This window comes from Prescottella sp. R16, assembly GCF_030656875.1.
Lineage (GTDB): Bacteria > Actinomycetota > Actinomycetes > Mycobacteriales > Mycobacteriaceae > Prescottella.
Window position 1 is genome coordinate 1,833,598 of record NZ_CP130943.1, and the last position, 21,569, is coordinate 1,855,166.

The 21,569-nt window shown below is 69.2% G+C and carries 19 protein-coding genes; 11 read left to right on the forward strand and 8 right to left on the reverse strand.

The window, feature by feature from the left end:
- Positions 1-14: 14 nt before the first annotated feature.
- The 5 genes from Q5696_RS08685 to Q5696_RS08705 form a co-directional block, all read right to left on the reverse strand.
- Positions 15-614: a hypothetical protein gene (locus Q5696_RS08685; protein ID WP_305094773.1), complete on the reverse strand. Its 600-nt coding sequence runs from the start codon at positions 612-614 to the stop codon at positions 15-17.
- Between the two features lie 99 nt (positions 615-713).
- Positions 714-1,640: an amino acid ABC transporter permease gene (locus Q5696_RS08690; RefSeq protein ID WP_305094774.1), complete on the reverse strand. Its 927-nt coding sequence runs from the start codon at positions 1,638-1,640 to the stop codon at positions 714-716.
- Complete coding sequence (locus Q5696_RS08695; protein ID WP_305094775.1) at positions 1,637-2,320, reverse strand: amino acid ABC transporter permease; 684 nt, start codon at positions 2,318-2,320, stop codon at positions 1,637-1,639. Before Q5696_RS08695 ends, Q5696_RS08690 begins: the two co-directional genes overlap by 4 nt.
- Before the next feature lie 9 nt (positions 2,321-2,329).
- Positions 2,330-3,175 (reverse strand): glutamate ABC transporter substrate-binding protein, encoded by an 846-nt coding sequence (locus Q5696_RS08700; protein ID WP_305094776.1) that lies wholly within the window; start codon positions 3,173-3,175, stop codon positions 2,330-2,332.
- A gap of 11 nt (positions 3,176-3,186) precedes the next feature.
- Positions 3,187-3,915: an amino acid ABC transporter ATP-binding protein gene (locus Q5696_RS08705; RefSeq protein WP_305094777.1), complete on the reverse strand. Its 729-nt coding sequence runs from the start codon at positions 3,913-3,915 to the stop codon at positions 3,187-3,189.
- A 187-nt stretch (positions 3,916-4,102) separates the two neighbouring features.
- On the opposite strand from Q5696_RS08705, the gene miaB reads away from it, so the two are divergent.
- Entirely contained in the window at positions 4,103-5,620 is a 1,518-nt protein-coding gene (gene miaB, locus Q5696_RS08710) for a tRNA (N6-isopentenyl adenosine(37)-C2)-methylthiotransferase MiaB (protein WP_305094778.1), read from the forward strand.
- The gene (locus Q5696_RS08715) at positions 5,617-6,204 is read left to right on the forward strand and encodes an Rv2732c family membrane protein (RefSeq protein WP_370654884.1); all 588 of its coding nucleotides are present in this window, start codon (positions 5,617-5,619) and stop codon (positions 6,202-6,204) included. The genes miaB and Q5696_RS08715 overlap by 4 nt, the downstream gene beginning before the upstream one ends.
- A 94-nt stretch (positions 6,205-6,298) precedes the next feature.
- Here the strand turns inward: Q5696_RS08715 and Q5696_RS08720 are convergent, their stop codons facing one another.
- The gene (locus Q5696_RS08720) at positions 6,299-7,618 is read right to left on the reverse strand and encodes a DUF349 domain-containing protein (protein WP_305094780.1); all 1,320 of its coding nucleotides are present in this window, start codon (positions 7,616-7,618) and stop codon (positions 6,299-6,301) included.
- A 112-nt stretch (positions 7,619-7,730) separates the two neighbouring features.
- On the opposite strand from Q5696_RS08720, the gene Q5696_RS08725 reads away from it, so the two are divergent.
- The 7 genes from Q5696_RS08725 to Q5696_RS08755 all read left to right on the forward strand — a co-directional run bounded on the left by Q5696_RS08725 (position 7,731) and on the right by Q5696_RS08755 (position 15,622).
- Positions 7,731-8,465, forward strand: coding sequence for a class III extradiol ring-cleavage dioxygenase family protein (locus tag Q5696_RS08725; protein WP_305094781.1), 735 nt, complete (start codon positions 7,731-7,733; stop codon positions 8,463-8,465).
- Entirely contained in the window at positions 8,462-9,409 is a 948-nt protein-coding gene (gene miaA / locus Q5696_RS08730) for a tRNA (adenosine(37)-N6)-dimethylallyltransferase MiaA (protein ID WP_305095196.1), read from the forward strand. Before Q5696_RS08725 ends, miaA begins: the two co-directional genes overlap by 4 nt.
- Positions 9,410-9,459: 50 nt before the next feature.
- On the forward strand, positions 9,460-10,329 hold the full coding sequence (gene dapF / locus Q5696_RS08735; RefSeq protein WP_305094782.1) for a diaminopimelate epimerase: 870 nt from the start codon (positions 9,460-9,462) through the stop codon (positions 10,327-10,329).
- A 55-nt stretch (positions 10,330-10,384) separates the two neighbouring features.
- A complete protein-coding gene (hflX, locus tag Q5696_RS08740) occupies positions 10,385-11,845 on the forward strand; it encodes a GTPase HflX (RefSeq protein WP_305094783.1) in 1,461 nt (486 codons plus the stop codon).
- 37 nt (positions 11,846-11,882) lie between these two features.
- Positions 11,883-12,968 (forward strand): YjiK family protein, encoded by a 1,086-nt coding sequence (locus tag Q5696_RS08745; protein ID WP_305095197.1) that lies wholly within the window; start codon positions 11,883-11,885, stop codon positions 12,966-12,968.
- Between the two features lie 51 nt (positions 12,969-13,019).
- Entirely contained in the window at positions 13,020-14,333 is a 1,314-nt protein-coding gene (locus Q5696_RS08750; RefSeq protein WP_305094784.1) for a uracil-xanthine permease family protein, read from the forward strand.
- Between the two features lie 143 nt (positions 14,334-14,476).
- Entirely contained in the window at positions 14,477-15,622 is a 1,146-nt protein-coding gene (locus Q5696_RS08755; protein WP_305094785.1) for an acyl-CoA dehydrogenase family protein, read from the forward strand.
- 63 nt (positions 15,623-15,685) lie between these two features.
- On the opposite strand, the gene lexA is transcribed toward Q5696_RS08755, so the two are convergent.
- On the reverse strand, positions 15,686-16,429 hold the full coding sequence (lexA, locus tag Q5696_RS08760) for a transcriptional repressor LexA (protein ID WP_305094786.1): 744 nt from the start codon (positions 16,427-16,429) through the stop codon (positions 15,686-15,688).
- 483 nt (positions 16,430-16,912) lie between these two features.
- On the opposite strand from lexA, the gene Q5696_RS08765 reads away from it, so the two are divergent.
- Both Q5696_RS08765 and nrdR read left to right on the forward strand, forming a co-directional pair.
- Complete coding sequence (locus tag Q5696_RS08765; protein WP_305094787.1) at positions 16,913-17,062, forward strand: hypothetical protein; 150 nt, start codon at positions 16,913-16,915, stop codon at positions 17,060-17,062.
- 77 nt (positions 17,063-17,139) lie between these two features.
- On the forward strand, positions 17,140-17,628 hold the full coding sequence (gene nrdR, locus Q5696_RS08770) for a transcriptional regulator NrdR (protein WP_305094788.1): 489 nt from the start codon (positions 17,140-17,142) through the stop codon (positions 17,626-17,628).
- 15 nt (positions 17,629-17,643) lie between these two features.
- Here the strand turns inward: nrdR and hrpA are convergent, their stop codons facing one another.
- Positions 17,644-21,558, reverse strand: coding sequence for an ATP-dependent RNA helicase HrpA (gene hrpA, locus Q5696_RS08775; protein WP_305094789.1), 3,915 nt, complete (start codon positions 21,556-21,558; stop codon positions 17,644-17,646).
- Positions 21,559-21,569: the final 11 nt, after the last annotated feature.

Below are 21,569 nucleotides of genomic sequence, written 5' to 3' on the forward strand. Positions count from 1 at the left end.
CGGACCGCTGGCCGCTACGGCCGGAGGCGGCCGGCCGCCTTGTGGCGTCGGCTGGTCAGCCACACGCCGCGAACGAGCATCAGCAGGCCCAGGCCGATGCCCCATCCCACTATGGAGAACCCCACCCCGATTCCCTCCTGACTGGTGACCACACAACTGGCATCGACGGCGAACGCGGTCGTGAACCCCGCCGCCGTGCCGGCCGCGGCAGCCAAGCCGCCCGCGACCACCCACCGCGACAGGTGAGCGGCGGCGAAACAGGCCAGCACCACCGTCACGCCACAGGCGACCACCTGCCAGGTCGGAAACTTCGTCGGTGCGGGCAGCGCGGGTCCACGGAACTGCCCGGTGGAGTCGGCAGACCAGCTGAGCCAGCCCGCGCAGGACAGAAACCCCAGAGCGTAGGCAACCAGGCCGGTGGCCCACAGGCCCAGCCGGCCGGTGCCCGTCGCTGGGACGACCGCGGCCGCGGTGTCTTCGAGGGACGTACCGCCAACCTTCTCGGCCCGCCATGCGGACCGGATGACGACCGCACCGATCGCGACGGGCACCCCGATGAAGATGAGCGTCATCGAGAGGAACCGGGCCCAGGAGAAGTCGACAGCGACTGACATGACAGGAGTATGCACCGGCGCGTGGTCTGTCGACGGTGGCGACGCGAAGGGCTCGTGACGGATGCGATTCCGTCACGAGCCCGCCGGCGGGTCACTGTGTCAGCTGCGGGGCTGTGACCGGGCCCGATCGCCGTCGAAGTCGTCGACGCCGGGGGCGCCGTCGAGGATGTCGGCGTCGGTGGACAGCACGGTCCGCTTGATGCCCTTCCTGCCGCCGGTGCGCAGGCGCTTCTCGAGCCACGTCGCGAACGAGGTGAGCGCGAAGTTGATGATCACCATGATCGCACCGACCACGACGAGTGCGGCGAAGAAGTTGCGGTAGTACGACGCCGCCTGCTGGCCGCTGCGGATCAGTTCGATGTAGCCGATCTGGTAGCCGAGCGCCGAGTCCTTGAGTGCCACCACCATCTGCGACACCAGCGCCGGCAGCATCGTGGTGATCGCCTGCGGCAGCAGGATCAGCCGCATCATCTGGCTCTTGCGCATACCGAGCGCGGACGCCGCCTCCGTCTGTCCCTTGGGGAGCGACAGGATGCCGGCCCGCAGGATCTCCGCGATCACCGAACCGTTGTACAGCGTCAGACCGACCACGACTGCGGCCAGCGCCAACTGCCCGGACGGGAACACGCCGTACTGGGCGAATGCCTGGTACGCGAAGATCATCAGGATCAGCACCGGGATGGCGCGGAAGAACTCGACGATCGCGCCGCTGACCCAGCGCACCCACCGGTGGTCCGACAGTCGTCCGATGCCGAGGATCGCGCCGAGGATCAGCGCGAACACGATCGACAGGGCCGCCGCCAGCAGGGTGCCCTTGAGTCCCGGCAGCAGGTACGTCGTCCACGTGAAGTGATCGAGGAACGGCGACCATTTGTCGGCCTCGAGCTGACCGTTGTCGGCCAGCACGTTCAGCACGTACAGGGCGAGCCCGATCAGGACGACGCCGAACACGATCGCGATCAGCCGGTTGCGGACCCGGGCGCGGGGCCCGGGCATGTCGAAGAGAACACTCGCCTGCTGGGTCATCGCTTCACCGCCAAACGCTTGCCGAGGTAACCGAACAGGAATCCGACCGGCATGGTCAGGATCATGAAGCCGAGCGCGAAGATGCCGAACACCAGGAACAGTTTGTCGGCCTCGTTCTCGATCATGGTCTTCATCAGCAGTGACGCCTCGGCCACGCCGATCGCCGACGCGATGGTCGTGTTCTTCGTCAATGCGATGAGCACACTGCCGAGCGGGGCGATGACCGCACGGAACGCCTGCGGCAGCACGATCATCCGGATGGACTGTGTGAACGTCAGTCCGAGCGAGCGGGCGGCCTCGGCCTGACCGAGCGGCACGGTGTTGATGCCCGACCGCAGCGACTCGCACACGAACGCGGCCGTGTAGACGACGAAACCGAGGACTGCGAGCCGGAAGTTGTTCTGGTCGATGAAGTGCGGGGAATCCTCGGGTGCGAAGTACACGCCGAGGTTCTGGTAGAGGCCCACCGAGCAGAACACGATGATGAGTGTCAACGGCGTGTTCCGGAAGATGTTGACGTACCAGGTCGCGAAGATCCGCAGGATCGGTACGGGGGAGACCCGCATGGCCGCCAGGATCGTGCCCCAGATCAGGGCGCCGAGTGCCGACCACAACGTCAGCTGGATCGTCGTCCAGAACGCGCTGACGAGTTGGTCTCCGTAAGTGTCGATCAGTCCCATGCCACCCCCTCAGTACCGGTCGACCGCAGGCGGGGCGGGCAGCGTGAACCCGGATTCGCCCATGGCCTTCTCGAGTTCGCGTTCCCACGCGCCGGTCGCGATCATGTCCTCGATCGCGTCGTTGATCTTGTCGCGGGCCGCGGTGTCGCCCTTGGGGAGGCCCACGCCGTACGGCTCGACCGTGAACGGCTGCCCGGCGAGCTTGAACTCGCCGGGGTACTGCGACGCGTAGCCGGCCAGGATGATGTCGTCGGTGGTCAGGGCGTCGACCTTGCCGCGGTGCAGGGCCTCGACGCACGACGAGTAGCTGTCGAACTGCTGCAACTGCACGTTCGGATACGACTGCTTGATCTTCTGCGCGGGCGTCGAACCGGACACCGAGCACAGCTTCTTGCCGTTCTCGAGTGATTCCGGTCCGGTGATCGAGTCGTCGTCCGCGCGCACCAGCAGCGACTGTCCCGCAATGTAGTACGGGCCGGCGAAGTCGACGACCTTCTTGCGGTTGTCGGTGATCGAATACGTGCCGACCACGTAGTCGACCTCACCGTTCTTGATGAGCGTCTCACGCTGCGCCGACGGTGCCTCGCGCCACGTGATACCGCTCTCGGGCACACCCAGGTAGTTCGCGATGTACTTCGCGACCGCGACGTCGAAACCGGTCATCGTCTTGTCGGGTTCGCGCAGCGCCAGACCGGGCTGGTCGAACTTGGTGCCGATCGTCAGGTGCCCGTCGGCGGCGTCGGCGAGCACGTCCCGCGGTTCGCTGCTGCCGCAACCGGATGCGGTCAGGACGACGACGGTCAGCGCCGCCACGGCCCCGATCAACCGGGACGGGGAGAATCGAATGCGTTTCATCAGGTCCTCGCTCAGTGCCCGAGGATCTTGCCGAGGAAGTCCTTGGCACGATCGGACTTCGGGGCGGTGAAGAAAGTGTCCGGGTCGGTGTCCTCGAGGATCTGGCCGTCGGCCATGAAGATGATGCGGTCCGCGGCCTTGCGGGCGAATCCCATCTCGTGGGTGACGACGATCATCGTCATGCCCTCCTTGGCGAGGCCGACCATGACGTCGAGGACCTCGTTGACCATCTCGGGGTCGAGGGCCGATGTCGGCTCGTCGAACAGCATCACCTTCGGTTCCATCGCGAGCGAGCGGGCGATCGCGACACGCTGCTGCTGCCCGCCGGACAGCTGGGCCGGATACTTGTCGGCCTGCGACGCGATACCGACCCGCTCGAGCAGGGCGTGAGCGTTCTTCTTCGCGGTGGCCTTGTCGAGGCCGCGCACCTTGATCGGGGCGAGCATCACGTTCTCGAGCACCGTCTTGTGCGCGAACAGGTTGAAGCTCTGGAACACCATGCCGACGTTCGAGCGCAGCCGGGCCAGCGCCCGCCCCTCGGCCGGGACGGCGGTTCCGTCGATCGTGATGATGCCCTGATCGATCGGTTCGAGCCGGTTGATCGTGCGGCACAGCGTCGACTTGCCGGACCCCGAGGGACCGAGCATGACGACGACCTGCCCGGCGGGGATCTCGAGGTCGATGTTCTTCAGAACGTGCAGATCACCGTAGTGCTTGTTCACCCCTGTCATCGAGATCATCGACCGGGCTTCGGCAGCCGCTGGGGCTGTCTCGGGCTGTGTCATAACGGGTAACTTTATCGGTACCGGACACATACTCGCCGGTCTGCGACGCTTTGGTCTGTAACGATCAAGATCAGGGCCTTTCCGGCGAACCGGTAATACGGCCCCGACGAGCGGTTTCGGGGGAGGCCGTACCCTTGGAGCCGTGGAGACGATCGACCAGAATGCGGCACGCAGCTACGAGGTCCGCACGTACGGCTGCCAGATGAACGTGCACGACTCGGAACGGCTGTCCGGCCTCCTCGAGGACGCGGGCTACACGAAGGCGGCCCCGGGGGAGCAGGCGGATCTGGTGGTCTTCAACACCTGCGCCGTCCGCGAGAACGCCGACAACAAGCTGTACGGCAACCTCAGCCACCTGGCGCCGGTGAAGGCGGAGCGGCCCGGCATGCAGATCGCGGTCGGCGGCTGCCTCGCGCAGAAGGACCGCGACACCGTCGTGAAGAAGGCACCGTGGGTCGACGTCGTGTTCGGCACCCACAACATCGGATCGCTGCCCGCCCTGCTCGACCGCGCCCGGCACAACGAGAAGGCCGAGGTCGAGATCCTCGAATCGCTCGAGGCGTTCCCCTCGACGCTGCCCGCGAAGCGGGAGTCCGCGTACGCCGGCTGGGTGTCGATCTCGGTGGGCTGCAACAACACCTGCACGTTCTGCATCGTGCCGTCGCTGCGCGGCAAGGAGGTGGACCGGCGTCCCGGCGACATTCTCGCCGAGGTGCAGGCTCTCGTGAACGAGGGAGTCCTGGAGGTGACGCTGCTCGGGCAGAACGTCAACTCGTACGGTGTCTCCTTCGCCGATCCCGGCATCGAACGCGACCGGGGTGCCTTCGCGAAGCTGCTCAGTGCGTGCGGACAGATCGAGGGGCTCGAGCGGGTCCGGTTCACGTCCCCGCATCCGGCCGAGTTCACCGACGACGTCATCGAGGCGATGGCGTCGACCCCGAACGTGTGCCCGCAGCTGCACATGCCGCTGCAGTCCGGCTCCGACCGGGTCCTCAAGGCGATGCGCCGGTCGTACCGCAGCGCCAAGTTCCTCGGCATCATCGAGAAGGTGCGGGCCGCGATGCCGCACGCCGCGATCACCACCGACATCATCGTCGGCTTCCCCGGTGAGACCGAGGAAGACTTCCAGGCCACCCTCGACGTGGTCCGGCAGGCCCGGTTCACCAGTGCGTTCACGTTCCAGTACTCGAAGCGTCCCGGCACCCCGGCCGCCGAGATGGAGGGCCAGCTGCCGAAGGCTGTCGTGCAGGAACGCTACGACCGTCTCATCGCGCTCCAGGAGGAGATCACCCTCGACGAGAACCGCAAGCTCGTCGGCACCGAGGTGGAGCTGCTGGTGACCAGTGGTGACGGACGCAAGAACGCCGAGACCGCGCGGATGAGCGGACGCGCCCGCGACGGCCGTCTCGTCCACTTCCGGCCCGAGGGCAACCTCGACGGGGGCCTGCGGGCGGGGGACGTCGTCACTGTGACGATCACAGCGGCGGCCCCGCACCACCTGGTGGCCGACGACCCGGTCCTCACGCACCGGCGCACCCGCGCCGGAGATTCGTTCGAACGAGGGGTCACTCCGAAGACCCCGCCGATCGGCGTCGGCCTCGGGCTGCCTCAGGTGGGTGTCCCGGCGCCGCTGCCCGCACAGATGGGATGCAATGCATGAGTTCCGGTGATCCGCAGCGACCGGACGGGTCGACGCCCGATCCGATCGAGGAGTACCAGAAGGACTTCGAGGCTGCGGAGAAGAAGATTGCCGGTGAGATCGACCCCGGTATGCGGGCCGTCGTCGTCGCGGTGTGCGTGCTGGTGCTGCTGTTGTCGTTCGCGCTGCCGCACGCCGGGGCGGCCAACGGCTGGGACGTGTTGATCTTCTCGCCGGACGCGGTCGACGAGTACATCAAGCTGCCGTCGCGGCTCTTCGTGTGGTTCGCCCTCGTCTTCGGTGGCATCGCGTCGATCCTGGCTCTCGTCACCCGGCGCTGGGTGCTGTCGTGGATCGCGTTGGCGGGTACCGCGGTCTCCGTCGTGTTCGGCATGCTGGCGATCTGGTCGCGGCAGACGATGCCGGTGGGGCAGACCGGAGCCGGACCGGGTATCGGTCTGATCCTCGGCTGGCTCGCGGTCATCGTGCTGACGTTCCACTGGCTCAAGGTCGTGTGGACGCGGACGTCGATGCAACTCGCCGCGGAGGAGGAGCGCCGACGGGCCGCGGGCAACGATCCCGACCAGGGCGACTGGATCGTCTGACTCCTACCGACAGCACTGCGGGGCGGCACCGAAAGGTGCCGCCCCGCAGTCGTTTCGATTGCCGCTGCCGTCGGAATTCGCGACGGCGGTGCCGTCAGAGTTCTCCGACGGCACCCTCGGCCGCGTCCGCCCACTCGCGCCACTGCTGGGCCTGCGCGAGCGCCTTCTCCGCATCCTTGGACTTGCCGGCGGCGGTCGCCTTCGCGGCCTGCTCCTCGAACTGGGCGACTCGCTCGCGGAACTGGGCGGCCCGGGCCAGCGCCTCGGGATCGGTGCGCCGCCATTCCGAGTCGGCCGCGTCCCGCACCCGCTTCTCGATCGACCGGAGCTTGCCTTCGAGATCGTGGATCCGGTCCCGCGGCACCTTGCCGATCTCGTCCCACTTCTCCTGCAGTGTGCGCAGCGCGGCGCGGGCGTTGTCGAGCCCCTTCGACGGGTCGATGTCGTCGGCGCTCTTCAACAGTTCTTCCTTCGCGAGCGCGTTCTGTGCGAACTCGGCGTCACGCTCGGCCGCGGCCGCGTTGCGGGCCGTGAAGAACACGTCCTGCGCTTCCTTGAACTGCCGCCACAGCGTGTCGTCCGCGTCGCGGGGTGCACGTCCGGCGGCCTTCCACTCGTCGAGCAGATCCTTGAAGCGGCCCGCCGTCGGACCCCACTCGGTGGATGTCGACAGTGCCTGCGCCTGCGCGACCAGTTCCTCCTTGCGAACCTTGGCGTTCGCGCGGTCCCGGTCGAGGTCTGCGAAGTGTGTGCCCCGGCGCCGGTTGAACGCCTCCCGGGCCTTCGAGTGCCGGCGCCACAGGATCTCGTCGGTCTTGCGGTCGACGCCGTAGATCGTCTTCCACTCGTCGAGGATCTCCTGCAACCGGTCCCCGGCGGCCTTCCACTGCGTGGACTCGTATCCGAGCTGTTCGGCCTCGGCGACCAGCTTCTCCTTGCGGGCGATGTGGGTGCGGCGGGTCTGCTCCTTGCGGTGCCTGGCCTTCTCGGCGGCCTGCTCGGAACCGGTCACGACCGCGGTCAGCCGGGCCGAGAGCGCGTCGAGGTCTCCGATCGCGGCGGCCGTCGGCAGCGATTCGATGAGCGATTCCGCGGCCGCCCGCGTCTTCTTCAGGTCCCCGGTCCCCGAGGAGAGCCGGGACTCGAGGAGAGTGACCTCGGTGGCGAGATCGTCGTAGCGGCGACCGAAATGCGCAAGCCCCTCCGCGGCGTCCCCGGCCTGCCACGAACCGATCTGCCGTTCCCCGTCTGCGGTTTTCACCCACGCGGTGCCGTCTTCGTCGACTCGGCCGAACAGGCTCGGGTCGCTCGGGGCGACGACCGGTACCGCCGGTCCCGTATGGGTGGGAGCGGGACCGGGCTTGGGGACCCCCGGCTTCGGGGTTCCCGGCTGGGGTGCATTGCTCTCGGTCATGGATCCTCGTCTCCGCCGCGCGACACGGCTGCCTCATCGCAGTGTTCGACCCCTATTGAAACAGGTACGACGCCGCAGACGCGTCACGTCGGGTCGACTACCGTTGTCCACTGTGTTGACCGCTGTCGCTTTCGTCCCCTCACCACCGCTGCTGGTCCCCGTGCTGGCCGGCGCCGCCGTCGCCGAGACCGCGGAGTTGCGGACGGCGGCACTCGACGCGGCGACCAGGCTCGGGGCCTCGGCGTCGCAGTGGACGGTCGTCGGTGTCGGCGACCTCGTCGGAACCGCCGGCACCGCCGAGATCGGCCCCGGCGCGTGCGGCACGTTCGCCGGATTCGGGGTCGACGAGCGGGTCCGGCTGTCCCCGGACGCACACGACCCGATCGACCCGGAGATGCCGCTGGCGGCCCTCGTCGCAGGCTGGTTGCGCGGGCAGGCGGCGCCGGAGGCGTCGATCCGTGTCCGGTCGATGCCCGTACGCCTTCCGGTGGACGAGTGCGTCCGGGCCGGGGCCCGGCTGCGGGCGAACCTGGACGCGGACCCGGAGCCGCACGGTGTACTCGTCGTCGCGGACGGGGCCACCACGCTCACCGACAAGGCGCCGGGCGCGTTCGATCCGCGGTCCACACAGGTGCAGAAGACGCTCGACGACGCGCTCACGGCCGGTGATCCGCACGCCCTGCGCGTCCTCGACGCCGACGTGTGTGCCGGGATCGGGCTCACCGGGCGGGCCGCGTGGCAGGTGCTGGCCGGAATGTTCGGCGACACCGGGCCGGGCGCCGCCGAATCGCTGTACACGGACGCCCCGTACGGGGTCGGCTACCACGTCGGGATGTGGCTGCCGTGAACCCCGCCACCCTCGACACCCCTGACACCACCGGCCCGACCCCGATCGCCGTCGTCGGGCCGACCGCCACCGGAAAGTCGGATCTCGGACTCGATCTCGCGGAGCGGCTCGGCGGCGAGATCGTCAACATCGACGCGATGCAGCTGTACCGCGGCATGGACGTCGGTACCGCGAAACTGTCCCTCGACGAGCGTCGCGGCATCCCTCACCACCAGCTCGACGTCCTCGACGTCACCGAGACCGCGACCGTCGCCCGGTATCAGGAGTCGGCCCGCCGGGACGTCGAGGCGATCCGCGCCCGGGGGGCGGTCCCGGTCATCGTCGGCGGCTCGATGATGTACGTCCAGTCCCTGCTCGACGAATGGTCGTTCCCGGCCACCGATCCCGCGGTGCGGGCGCACTGGGAGGCGGTCCTCGCGGACCGGGGGGTCGCGGCCCTGCACGTCGAACTGGGCCGGGTCGATCCGGAGGCGGCGGCGTCGATCCTGCCGACCGACGGTCGCCGTATCGTCCGGGCGCTCGAGGTCGTCCAGATCACCGGACGTCCGTTCGCGGCGTCCGCGCCGACGATCGGCGAACCCCGCTGGGGCACGGTCGTTCTCGGTGTCGACCGGGACACCGAGGCGCTCGACGCCCGGATCCGGTTGCGCACCGAGCAGATGTTCGAGCGCGGGCTCGTCGACGAGGTCCGCACGCTGGTCGAGGTGGGGCTGCGGGAAGGGGTGACCGCGCAGCGCGCGATCGGCTACGCGCAGGTGCTCGCGATGTTCGACGGCGACTACGACCTCGCCGAGGCGATCGAGCGCACGTTCATCGGCACTCGCCGGTACGTGCGCCGGCAGCGGTCGTGGTTCCGCCGCGATCCGCGGGTGCACTGGATCGACGGTGCGGACCCGCACCTGGTCGACAGCGCACTACGGCTGGTCGCATCTGCTCCGGACTAGCCCGAACCGGGCCGGTCCGGTCCGAACCGGCCCGGACTAGAGTGGCCGGCATGGAATTCAGCAAGGGCCACGGCACCGAGAACGACTTCGTGATCCTCCCGGATCCGGACGCCGACCTTGCTCTTCCCGAGCACCGCATCGCCGCCCTGTGCGACCGTCGCCGGGGCCTCGGCGGCGACGGGCTGCTCCGCGTCGCCCGCGCCGGAGCTCTCGTCGACACCGGAGTGTTGCGCGAGCTGCCGGCCGGGGTCGCCACCGACGACTGGTTCATGGACTACCGCAACGCGGACGGGTCCATCGCCGAGATGTGCGGCAACGGGGTTCGCGTGTTCGCCCACTATCTGCGCGCGACCGGACTGGACCTGCGCGACGAGTTCGTCGTCGGCAGCCGTGCGGGTGCCCGCCCGGTCGTCGTGCACGCCGCCGACCACGTCCACGGCGACGTCACCGTCGACATGGGGCCGGTCCGCGAACTCGGTGCGTCCACCGCGACCGTCGACGGACGGGAGCTGACCGGTCTCGGTATCGACGTCGGCAACCCGCACCTCGCGTGCGTCGTCGCGGATCTGACGCCGGACACGCTGGCCGCCCTCGACCTCACCGTCGCCCCCGGTTTCGATCCGGTGTTCTTCCCCGAGGGCGTCAACATCGAGATCCTCACCCCGCTCACCGGCGGCGCCGTGCACATGCGTGTCCACGAACGCGGTGTCGGCGAGACCCGCTCGTGCGGCACCGGTACCGTCGCCACCGCCGTCGCCGCCCTTCGTGCGAGCGACCGCGCCGACGGCACCGTCGAGGTGCGGGTCCCCGGTGGCCGTGTCCAGGTCACCGTCGACGCCGGACGGGCCGCGCTGCGCGGGCCGTCGGTGCTCGTCGCGTCCGGTCGCATCGACGACCGCTGGTGGACCGAACTCGGCTGAGCCCTGCGCATAATCGGGTGCACGCCCGTCCGGGTCCGTGGGACCATGGACCTGTATGACGAAAACGACGAAATCACAGCACAGCGCATCGCACGAGAGTGACGACACGGTCGACCACTTCGACGATCACGCACCCTCGGTCGGCGAGATGCAGCTCGACGAGCGCAGCGCACTGCGCCGCGTGCAGGGCCTGTCCACCGAGCTCACCGATGTCACCGAGGTCGAATACCGGCAGCTGCGCCTCGAACGGGTCGTGCTGGTCGGGGTGTGGACATCGGGGACGGCCGCGCAGGCCGACGCGAGCATGGCCGAACTCGCGGCTCTCGCCGAGACCGCCGGCTCCGAGGTCCTCGAGGGCCTGGTCCAGCGGCGCGACAAACCCGACGCCGCCACCTACATCGGCTCCGGCAAGGCCGACGAGCTCCGGCAGATCGTCCTGGCGACCGGCGCCGACACCGTCATCTGCGACGGCGAACTGACGCCCGCGCAGCTGACGGCACTGGAGAAGGTCGTCAAGGTCAAGGTGATCGACCGGACCGCGCTGATCCTCGACATCTTCGCCCAGCACGCCACGTCCCGTGAGGGCAAGGCGCAGGTCGCGCTCGCTCAGATGGAGTACATGCTGCCGCGGCTGCGCGGCTGGGGCGAATCGATGTCCCGGCAGGCCGGTGGCCGGGCGGGCAGCAACGGCGGCGTGGGTCTGCGTGGTCCCGGTGAGACGAAGATCGAGACCGACCGCCGACGGATCCGGGAGCGGATGGCGAAGCTGCGCCGCGAGATCAGGGGCATGAAGGCGGCCCGCGACACCAAACGCAGCCACCGGTTGCGCAGCGAGATTCCGGCCGTCGCGATCGTCGGCTACACCAACGCCGGTAAGTCGAGCCTGCTCAACGCGCTCACCGGGTCCGGGGTGCTGGTGCAGAATGCGCTGTTCGCGACCCTCGATCCGACCACCCGGCAGGCGGCGTTCGAGGACGGCCGCGAGTACGTGCTCACCGATACCGTCGGCTTCGTGCGGCACCTGCCGACCCAGTTGGTCGAGGCGTTCCGATCCACCCTCGAGGAGGTCGTCGACGCCGACCTGCTGCTGCACGTCGTCGACGGCTCCGATCCGCTGCCGACCGATCAGATCAAGGCGGTCCGCGAGGTGATCACCGAGGTCGTCCGTGAGAACGATACGACCGCTCCGCCCGAGTTGATCGTGGTAAACAAGATCGACGCTGCGGACCCGGTGGTATTGACCCAGCTGCGCGGGCTCCTGCCCGGTGCAGTGTTCGTGTCCGCCCGCACCGGGGAGGGCATCGATGAGCTACGCGAGACGCTCGGCGAGATCGTGCGACGCCCCGAGGTGGAGGTGGACGTGCTCGTCCCGTACACACGCGGCGACCTCGTCGCCCGCATCCACGCGGACGGGCAGATCCTGGATTCGGAGCACGAGGAGCGGGGCACCCGCATGCGGGTGCGGGTGCCCGAACAGCTCGCCGCTGCCCTCGCCGACTACACGGGCCGTGGGTAGCGTCCGGGCGTTCACCGGGTCGGCGCTCGCGGGCGGGATGCTGCTCGTGAGCGTCGTTGCGGGTGTCCCGGCCGCCGCGCAGAGCACCGGTTCGGGTGTTCTCGCCGACGGCGTCGGATTCGAGACCCTGTGCACCCCTACGGATCCCGCGCTCGAGGAACTGTCCGGGCTCGCGGCCGTCAGTGACACGACGCACGGGGACGTGATGTACGGGATCGGGGACAGCGGCACCGACGACACCGTCACCGTTCTCGACGACACCTGCCGGGTCACCGGATCGCTGCCGGTCCCGGTCGACCCGTACGACATCGAGGACATGGGGATCGGACCGGACGGGCGGCTGTGGCTGTCCGACACCGGCGACAACCTGAAAACCCGGTCCACGGTCGCGCTGATCGACCTCGATCCCGCCACCGGTGCCGGCGGCCTGCACCGCCTCACCTACCCGGACGGCCCGCACGACGCCGAAACCCTGCTGATCGGGCGGGACGGCGTGCCGTTGATCGTGACGAAGGACGTGCTGGTCGCGAGCGGTATCTACCGGCCGGTCGGGGGCGCCGGCGTCGACGGGCTCGCCTCGCCCGGGCCGACGCCGCTCGAACGTGTCGGACAGGTGCGCCTCGGGCCGACGGCCACGCCCGGTGGTCCGGTCCCGATCGGTGGGTCGACGCTGATCACCGGGGGCGCCGTCAGCGCGGACGGGACGGTTGCCGCGCTGCGCACCTACACCGACGTCTATCTGTATTCGGCACCGGACGGCGACCTGGTCCGCGCTCTCACGACCACGACACCGGTCCGGGTGCCGATTCCCGATGAACCGCAGGGCGAGGCGCTCGCATTCACCCCCGACGACGCCCTGATCGCCGGATCGGAGGCCGCCGGTGGTCCACTGCCGCCGCTGCGCGTCCTGCCGGGCGCCGTCGAGATCGCCCGCGGCGCGGCCCCGGCACCGTCGTCGACGGGTTCGGTGGTCCTGTCGGCGAGTACGGACGATGCCCCTGCCGCGCCCGACGACGCGCCCGGATCGCCGTGGGCGCTGCCCGTCCTCGCGATCGGCGGGGCGGTGGCCGCCACCGCGACATACTGGTCCGTTCGGCGACGCTCCGGCCGCGGACGGCACTAGCAGGAGGTTCGCGTGTCACGGGCCCGGCCGCGGCCTCTACGATGTCGTGTCGTGACGCAGCAGGAAACAGTGCAGACGCCGGCGGGCCGGCTCACCCGGGTGTTCTCGTGGACCGTGCACGGCGACGGTCGACGGATCGCGGACGGGGCGGTCGTGGCCCCGCACGAGCGGCTGACGTGGCCGCGGACCGTCGGCATCGGCATGCAGCACGTCATCGCGATGTTCGGATCCACGCTGCTGGTGCCGACGATCACCGGTTTCCCGGTGACCACCACCCTGCTGTTCTCCGGCATCGGCACCATCCTGTTCCTGCTCCTCACCCGCGGGCGCATCCCCAGTTACCTGGGTTCGTCGTTCGCGTTCATCGCCCCGCTCACCGCGTCGGCGGGATCCGGTCCGGCTGCCCAGCTCGGCGGGGTGGTCGCGGCGGGTGTCGCACTCATGCTCGTCGGCGTCGTCGTGCGGGCCCTCGGATCCCGTGTCCTCGACGCGGTGATGCCGCCCGTCGTCACCGGCGCCGTGGTGGCGCTGATCGGCCTCAACCTCGCTCCGGCCGCGGCCGGCTCGTTCCAGGCACAACCGTTGATCGCGGCCGTCACCCTGCTCGGCATCCTGCTCGCGACCGTCCTCGGCCCGGGCATCGTCGGACGCCTCGGCATCCTCATCGGTGTCGTCATCGGCTGGGTGTTCGCGGCGTTCACCGGTGGGCTCGCCGACGACCGTGTCGACGCGCTGCGCGAGGCCGCATGGTTCGGCGTTCCGCATCTGCGGTCACCGACGTTCGACCTGTCGGTGATCCTGCTCGCCCTGCCCGTCGTCATCGTGCTGGTCGCCGAGAACGTCGGCCACGTCAAGGCCGTGTCGACCATGACCGGCAAGCCGCTCGACGACCTGGCCGGCAACGCGCTCTTCGCGGACGGTCTCGCCACCACCCTCGCCGGGGCGGGCGGCGGCTCCGGCACCACCACGTACGCCGAGAACATCGGCGTCATGGCCGCGACCCGGGTGTATTCGACCGCGGCGTACTGGGTCGCCGCCGCCACCGCTGTCGTCCTGTCGTTCTCCCCGAAGTTCGGGGCCCTCGTGTTCACGGTGCCCGACGGTGTCATCGGTGGTGCGACGCTCGTGCTGTACGGCCTGATCGGTGTCCTCGGTGTCCGGATCTGGCTCGAAGCGAAGGTCGACTTCACCGATCCGGTCAACCTCACCGTCGTCGCGGCCGCCCTCGTCGCCGGTATCGGCGACCTCACCCTCACGATCGGATCGGTCGAACTCGGGGGCATCGCGTGGGGGTCGGTCGGCATCCTCGTCGCGTATCCCGTGATGCGGCGCCTCGACATGTTGCGGCGGCGCTACAGCAGCTGACTGCATCGGTCTGCGTGACGTGGCACACGGCGGTCACGAATCATGATCGTCTCGGTCATGGATCGTCGCCGCGTGCCGTCCTAGCGTCGGGGGCAAGGAAGCGCCCGCCGTCCGCGGGCGCATGTCGACGTGAGGAGACGCACGTGGAGCGCACCCTGTTCGAACCCGAACACGAACTCTTCCGGGAGTCCTACCGCAAGTTCCTCGACCAGCACGTCGCACCGTTCCACGACCAGTGGGAAGAGCAGAACATCGTCGACCGGTCGGTGTGGGTGGAGGCCGGCAAGCAGGGGTTCCTCGGCATGGCCGTCCCCGAGGAGTACGGCGGCGGGGGAGTCGACGACTTCCGCTACAACGCGGTCATCACCGAGGAGACCACCCGCGGCGGCTACAGCGGAGTCGGCTTCATGCTGCACAACGACGTCGTCGCGCCGTACCTGATCAAGCTGGCGAACGAGGAGCAGAAGCAGCGCTGGCTGCCGGGATTCTGCTCGGGTGAGCTAGTCACCGCGATCGCGATGACCGAGCCCGGCACCGGCAGCGACCTGCAGAACATCAAGACCCGAGCCGTCCGCGACGGCGACCACTGGATCCTCAACGGCGCCAAGACGTTCATCACCAACGGTATCAACGCCGACCTGGTGATCGTCGTGGCCTGCACCGACCCGGACAAGGGTGCCCAGGGCTTCTCGCTGCTGGTCGTCGAACGCGGGATGGAGGGCTTCGAGCGGGGCCGCAATCTCGACAAGATCGGCCTCAAGGCGCAGGACACCGCGGAGTTGAGCTTCACCGATGTCCGGGTGCCGGTCGAGAACCTCCTCGGTGAGGAGGGCATGGGCTTCATCTACCTGATGCAGAACCTGCCGCAGGAACGCCTGTCGATCGCCGTCGTCGCGGCCGCCGCGATGGAGTCCTGCCTCGACATGACGATCCAGTACTGCCGCGACCGCAAGGCGTTCGGCAAGTCGATCGGCAGCTTCCAGAACACCCGCTTCGTCCTCGCTGAACTCGCTACCGAGACCACCGCCGTGCGCGTACTCGTCGACAAGTTCATCGAACAGCTCAACGACGGGAAGCTGACGGTGCAGGAGGCCGCGATGGCCAAGTGGTGGACGACAGAGGCCCAGGTCAAGCTCATCGACCGGTGTCTGCAGTTGCACGGCGGCTACGGCTACATGCGCGAGTACCCGATCGCCAAGGCGTACATGGACTCGCGGGTCCAGACGATCTACGGCGGGACCACCGAGATCATGAAGGAGATCATCGGGCGTGGCCTGAATCTGGGCTGACCGGACCGAGAACGAGTACGACGAAGGGCCACGGTATTCCGTGGCCCTTCGTCGTACTCGTTCTCAGAGCTTGCGCATCACGGTGACGACCTTGCCGAGAATCGCGGCGTCGTTGCCGGGGATCGGCTCGAACAGCGGATTGTGGGGCATGAGCCACACGTCCTTGCCGGTTCGCTTGAACGTCTTCACCGTCGCCTCGCCGTCGATCATCGCGGCCACGATGTCGCCGTTCTCGGCGACGTTCTGCTGCCGGACCACGACCCAGTCGCCGTTGCAGATGGCCGCATCGACCATGGACTCGCCGACGACCTTGAGCAGGAACAGTGATCCCTGGCCGACCAGTTCGCGCGGCAGCGGGAACACGTCCTCGACCGCCTCCTCGGCGAGGATCGGCCCACCGGCGGCGATCCGGCCCAGCACGGGGACGAACGTGGGGTCGGGCAGTTCGCCGTTCGTGGCGGCGGAGCCGTCGACCTGCCCGTCACCGCTGAACGCGCCGTCCAGCCCCCGCACGTCCACCGCGCGCGGACGGTTCGGATCCCGCCGCAGGAAACCCTTGCGCTCGAGTGTGCGCAACTGGTGGGCGACGGACGACGTCGACGTCAGTCCCACCGCGTCACCGATCTCGCGGATGCTCGGCGGGTAGCCGCGTTCGGCGACCGAGGCGCGGATCACCTCGAGGACCCGTCGTTGCCGGTCGGTGAGCTGGGTGGCGTCGGGGACCGATTCGCGGCCTGCCGCGTCGACCACGTTGTCGACCGCGCCGTCGGCCGTGTTCCCGGCCGAACCCGAGGTCTCGTCCTTCATCTCGTCCGCCTCCCTGCTGTGCCCGCATGCGTTGCACAGAATCTATCCCGACCACCCCTGCCAATTCAAACATCTGTTCGACATCCGGGCGCGGAAATCGGTGACATCGACGACCTCGCGTGGTAGAAATCGAATATGTGTTCTATCGAACACGTGATCGAACAGGTTGGTGTGAACGGATGATGTTCGGACGACACGTACCGGGTCCGACGAGCGACGACGACTCACTGGGAGGTTCGGATGGGGATCGCACTTTCGAGAAATGGATCGACTGCGCGCTGCTCGGGCACCGTCGGCCGGGCCGCGGACCGGGCTGTGGACCGGTCTCGAGCCCGCGAACGGCGGGCGACGACGCGGCCGCACGCCGGTGTCGTGCACTACGGTGAGCGTCCGCGCCGGGGCGCGCCGGGGTCGAGGGTTGCCCGCTCGGCCGGGCCCTCGCGTGGTGAATCGTCCCCCGGGGTGGGAGGTTTCAGGTCCGTCGTGGCGACGGTCGTGATCACCGCGGGCGTGGTGGTGGGCCTGAACGCGTTGGCGAACCTCGCCGCCGGTCCGGAGGTGGCCCCCACGGTCACATCGGTGGTTCCCGCGGCTGTGCCGGGGGTCTCCGTGGGCGGAGCGGTCGGGCGTTGACGGCGGTCGTGCGGTGGGGGAGTTGCGGGCGGGTATCCTCGGATCCTGTCAGTCACACCACACCGCGAGGACCCACCATGCACTGCCCGTTCTGCCGGCACCCCGATTCGCGCGTGGTCGATTCCCGTGAAGCCGACGAGGGGGCCGCGATCCGGCGGCGCCGGTCGTGCCCCGAGTGCGGGCGCCGATTCACGACGGTCGAGACCGCGGTGCTCGCGGTCGTCAAACGTAGTGGTGTCACCGAGCCGTTCAGCCGCGAGAAGGTCGTCCGCGGTGTGCAGCGGGCCTGCCAGGGGCGGCACGTCGACAACGACGCGCTGAACCTGCTGGCACAGAAGGTGGAGGACGCCGTGCGGGCGTCCGGCCCCGAGATTCCCAGCCACGACGTGGGGTTGGCGATCCTCGGGCCGCTGCGTGATCTCGACGAGGTCGCCTACCTGCGGTTCGCGTCGGTGTATCGGTCGTTCAGTTCGGCCGAGGACTTCGAGCGGGAGATCAAGGACCTGCGGGCCCACCGCGACTCCCGGGCCGAGGAACCCGGCGTCGAGGTGCCCGCCGAGTCGTAGCTTCGGTCGGCGGGGTCAGCGGCGGATCTTGTCGATCGCCTTGAGGATTCGCTTCTCCGACACCGGCCCCGCGGTTCCCAGGGATTGGGCGAACAGGCTCACCCGCAGTTCCTCGACCGTCCACAGGATGTCGGTGACGTCGCGGTCACCGCGTCGTTCCTCCGGCAGCGCCGACAGCATGCGGTCGTAGGCGGCGTACACGCGGTCGAGAGTGTCCATCCCGGCCCGGTCCCGCTGCAGGCTCGCCGGCAAGGCCTCGAGCCGTGCGGTGGCCGCGGCCAGGTAGCGGGGCAGATCCTTCAGCCGGCGGGTGCCGAGTTCGGTGACGAATCCGGGGAACAGCAACGATTCCCGCTGCTCGCGCACGTCGTCGGCGGCTTCCCCGGACGCACGTTCGAGGGCGATCGCGAGCCGGTGCGCCTGCGCCAGTGCCGGCAGCAGCATCCGCAGCAGGCGAGCCACCCGGGTGGACAGCTGTGCACGGACCGTGGCGGTCAACGCCTCGAACGCGGCCGGATCCTGGACCGGCCCGCCGTTCTCGGCGATCAGTTCGTCCACCGCGCAGGCCCGGCAGTCCTCGAGGAGGGCGTCGAAGCTGCCGTCCGGATTCTGGCCCAACGCCAGCCGGTCGGCGTTGCTCATCCCGTTCGTCACCGATTTGGCCTGTGTCGGAACAGCATTGAGGAGAAGTGTGCGGGTGCCGGCGCGCATCGCGGCCCGCTGCGCCGCAGGTGTCGTGAGCACCCGCACCGCCACCCCGGACTCCTCGGGGACCAGCGCCGGATAGCCGGTGACCTTCTGCCCACCGAGGGTGCGGGTCACCGTCTCCGGGAGGGTGCCGAGCGTCTGCGCGGTCCACACGAGCGACGGAGTCCGTTCGGTGGTCGCGGTGGCCTTCGCGACCGCCACCTCCACCCGGGGGGCGAGGGTGCGGCGCAGCGCGGCCAGCGACTTGTCCTTGCCCAGCACCGTGCCCTTGTCGTCGACGGCCGCGAACGTCATCCGCAGGTGCGGCGGCAGCGACGCGACGTCGAAGTCGGTCGGATCGATCCGGCAGTTCCCCAACCGGGACAGCTCGCGAGCGAGGGCGTGCACCAGCGACTCCGAGCGCGGCGTGACAGATGCGAGTGCGGCGGCAGCGAAGTCGGGTGCCGGAACCACCTGGCGGCGCAGCTGTTTCGGCAGCGACTTGATCAACGCCGTCACCAGTTCGGTGCGCATGCCCGGCACCAGCCAGTCGAAGCCGACCGGGCGGACCCCGGCGAGTAGTGCGACGGGAATGCGGGCGGTGACGCCGTCGTCGTCCGTGCCCGGCTCGAACTGGTAGGTGAGCGGGAACTGGATCTCGCCCTGCCGCCACGCGTCCGGGTAGTCGCCCTCGAGGACGGCCGCCGAGTCGGCGTTGACGACCGTCGACGCCGTGAACGTCAGCAGGTCGGGATGTTCGCGGCGCGTCTTCTTCCACCACGTGTCGAAGTGCCGCGCCGACACCGCTTCCGGGCCGACGCGGTCGTCGTAGAACTCGAACAGCGTCTCGTCGTCGACGAGGATGTCCCGGCGTCGGGCCCGCTGCTCGAGTTCCTCGACGTCGTCGAGGAGGGCACGGTTGGCGTGGAAGAACCGGTGCCGAGTCTTCCACTCGCCCTGTACGAGCGCGTGCCGGATGAACAGTTCGCGGGAGACCTCGGGGTCGATCGACGCGTAGGGGACGAGGCGTCCGGTGACGAGCGGGACGCCGTAGAGCGTCACCCGCTCGTACGCCATCGCCGCTTCCCGCTTGCTCGACCAGTGCGGCTCCGAATACGTCCGCTTGACCAGGTGCGGGGCGAGCTTCTCGGCCCATTCGGGTTCGATGCGGGCCGCCATCCGCGCCCACAGCCGGGACGTCTCGACGAGTTCGGACGCCATCACCCAGCGGGGCGGCTTCTTGAACAGGCCCGAGCCGGGGAAGATCGCGAACCGGCTGCCGCGGGCACCGAGGAAGTCGCGCTTCTCGCCCTCGCGGACACCGATGTGGGACAGCAGCCCCGCCAGCAGCGACTGGTGGATCAGGGACTCGGAGGCCCCGGCCGCCCCGGAACCGGAGGTCTCCCAGCCGAGCCCCCGGGTGATCTGCCGCAGCTGCCCGTGCAGGTCCTGCCATTCGCGGATCCGCAACCAGTGCAGGAATTCGGTGCGGCACATCTTCCGGAACTGGCTCGAACTCAGCTCCGTCCGCTGCTCGCGCAGGTACTCCCACAGCTTCAGGTAGGCCAGGAAGTCGGAGTTCTCCACGTTGAAGCGGGCGTGCTTCTCGTCGGCGGCCTGCTGGTGCTCGGCGGGACGCTCCCGCACGTCCTGGATGGACAGCGCGGAGACGATCACGAGCATCTCTCGCAGGCAGCCGTTGCGATGCGCCTCGACGAGCATGCGGGCCATCCGCGGATCCACCGGAAGCTGGGCGAGTTCGCGTCCGACGGACGTCAGTTCGGGACTGTCGGTCCGGCCGGAACCCAGGGCCCCCAGTTCCTCGAGCAGTGCGATGCCGTCACGGATCGCCCGCGGATCGGGGGCCTCGACGAACGGGAACGCCTCGATGTCGCCGAGACCGAGGGCCGTCATCTGCAGCACGACGGACGCCAGGTTGGTGCGCAGGATCTCCGGCTCGGTGAACGCCGGACGCGACTCGAAGTCGTCCTCCGAGTACAGCCGGATGCAGATGCCGTCGGCGACACGGCCGCAGCGTCCGGCACGTTGCCGGGCCGACGCCTGCGAAATGTCCTCGATCGGCAGTCGCTGCACCTTGGTGCGCACCGAGTAGCGGGAGATGCGGGCGGTGCCCGGGTCGACGACGTACCGGATACCGGGCACGGTCAGCGACGTCTCGGCGACGTTGGTGGCCAGCACGACCCGGCGTCCGGTGTGCGGGGTGAACACCTTGTGCTGTTCGGCCGCCGACAGGCGGGCGTACAGCGGCACGATCTCGGTGTTCCGGTAGCGGCGGTCGCGCAGCGCGTCGGCGGTGTCACGGATCTCGCGCTCACCGGACAGGAACACCAGGATGTCGCCGTCCCCCTCGGCGGCGAGTTCCTCGACGGCCTCGCACACCGCGTCCACCGGGTCGCGGTCGATCAGCTGGTCGCCGGCTTCGACGGTCAGTGGCCGGTAGCGCATCTCGACGGGGAACGTGCGCCCGGACACCTCGACGATCGGGGCCGGCACCCCGTCGACCGCGAAGTGCTCGGCGAACCGCTCCGGATCGATCGTCGCCGACGTGATGATCACCTTGAGGTCGGGCCGGCGCGGCAGCAGCTGCTTGAGGTAACCGAGGATGAAATCGATGTTGAGGCTGCGCTCGTGGGCCTCGTCGATGATGAGGGTGTCGTAGCGGCGCAGCATCCGGTCGCGCTGGATCTCGGCGAGCAGGATGCCGTCGGTCATCAGTTTCACGAGCGTCGAATCCGACACCTGGTCGGTGAACCGGACGGTATAGCCGACCGTGTCACCCAGGTCGCGGCCGATCTCCTCGGCGATGCGTTCGGCGACCGTGCGGGCGGCGAGCCGTCGCGGCTGCGTGTGGCCGATCAGTCCACGGACACCGCGCCCGAGTTCGAGGCAGATCTTCGGGATCTGGGTGGTCTTGCCGGACCCGGTCTCGCCGGCCACGATCACCACCTGGTGCGACGCGATCGCGGCCGCGATGTCCTCGCGGCGCGCACTGACCGGCAGCGCCTCCGGGAACGTGACGGCCGGCACCTGGGCGCGGCGTCCGTCGATCCGCAGCTCCGCCGCGGTGATCTCGTCGGTGAGGGCCGCCAGCGCCGCCGGCGACTTGGCCCGGTCGAGGCGTCGGCGCAACCGGTGCTCGTCCCGGATCGTGAGCGCGCCGAGGCGCTTGCGGGCCTCGCGGCGATCGAACGTGGAATCGGCGGCGGGAGATGATGTCGACATGCTGCGGACAG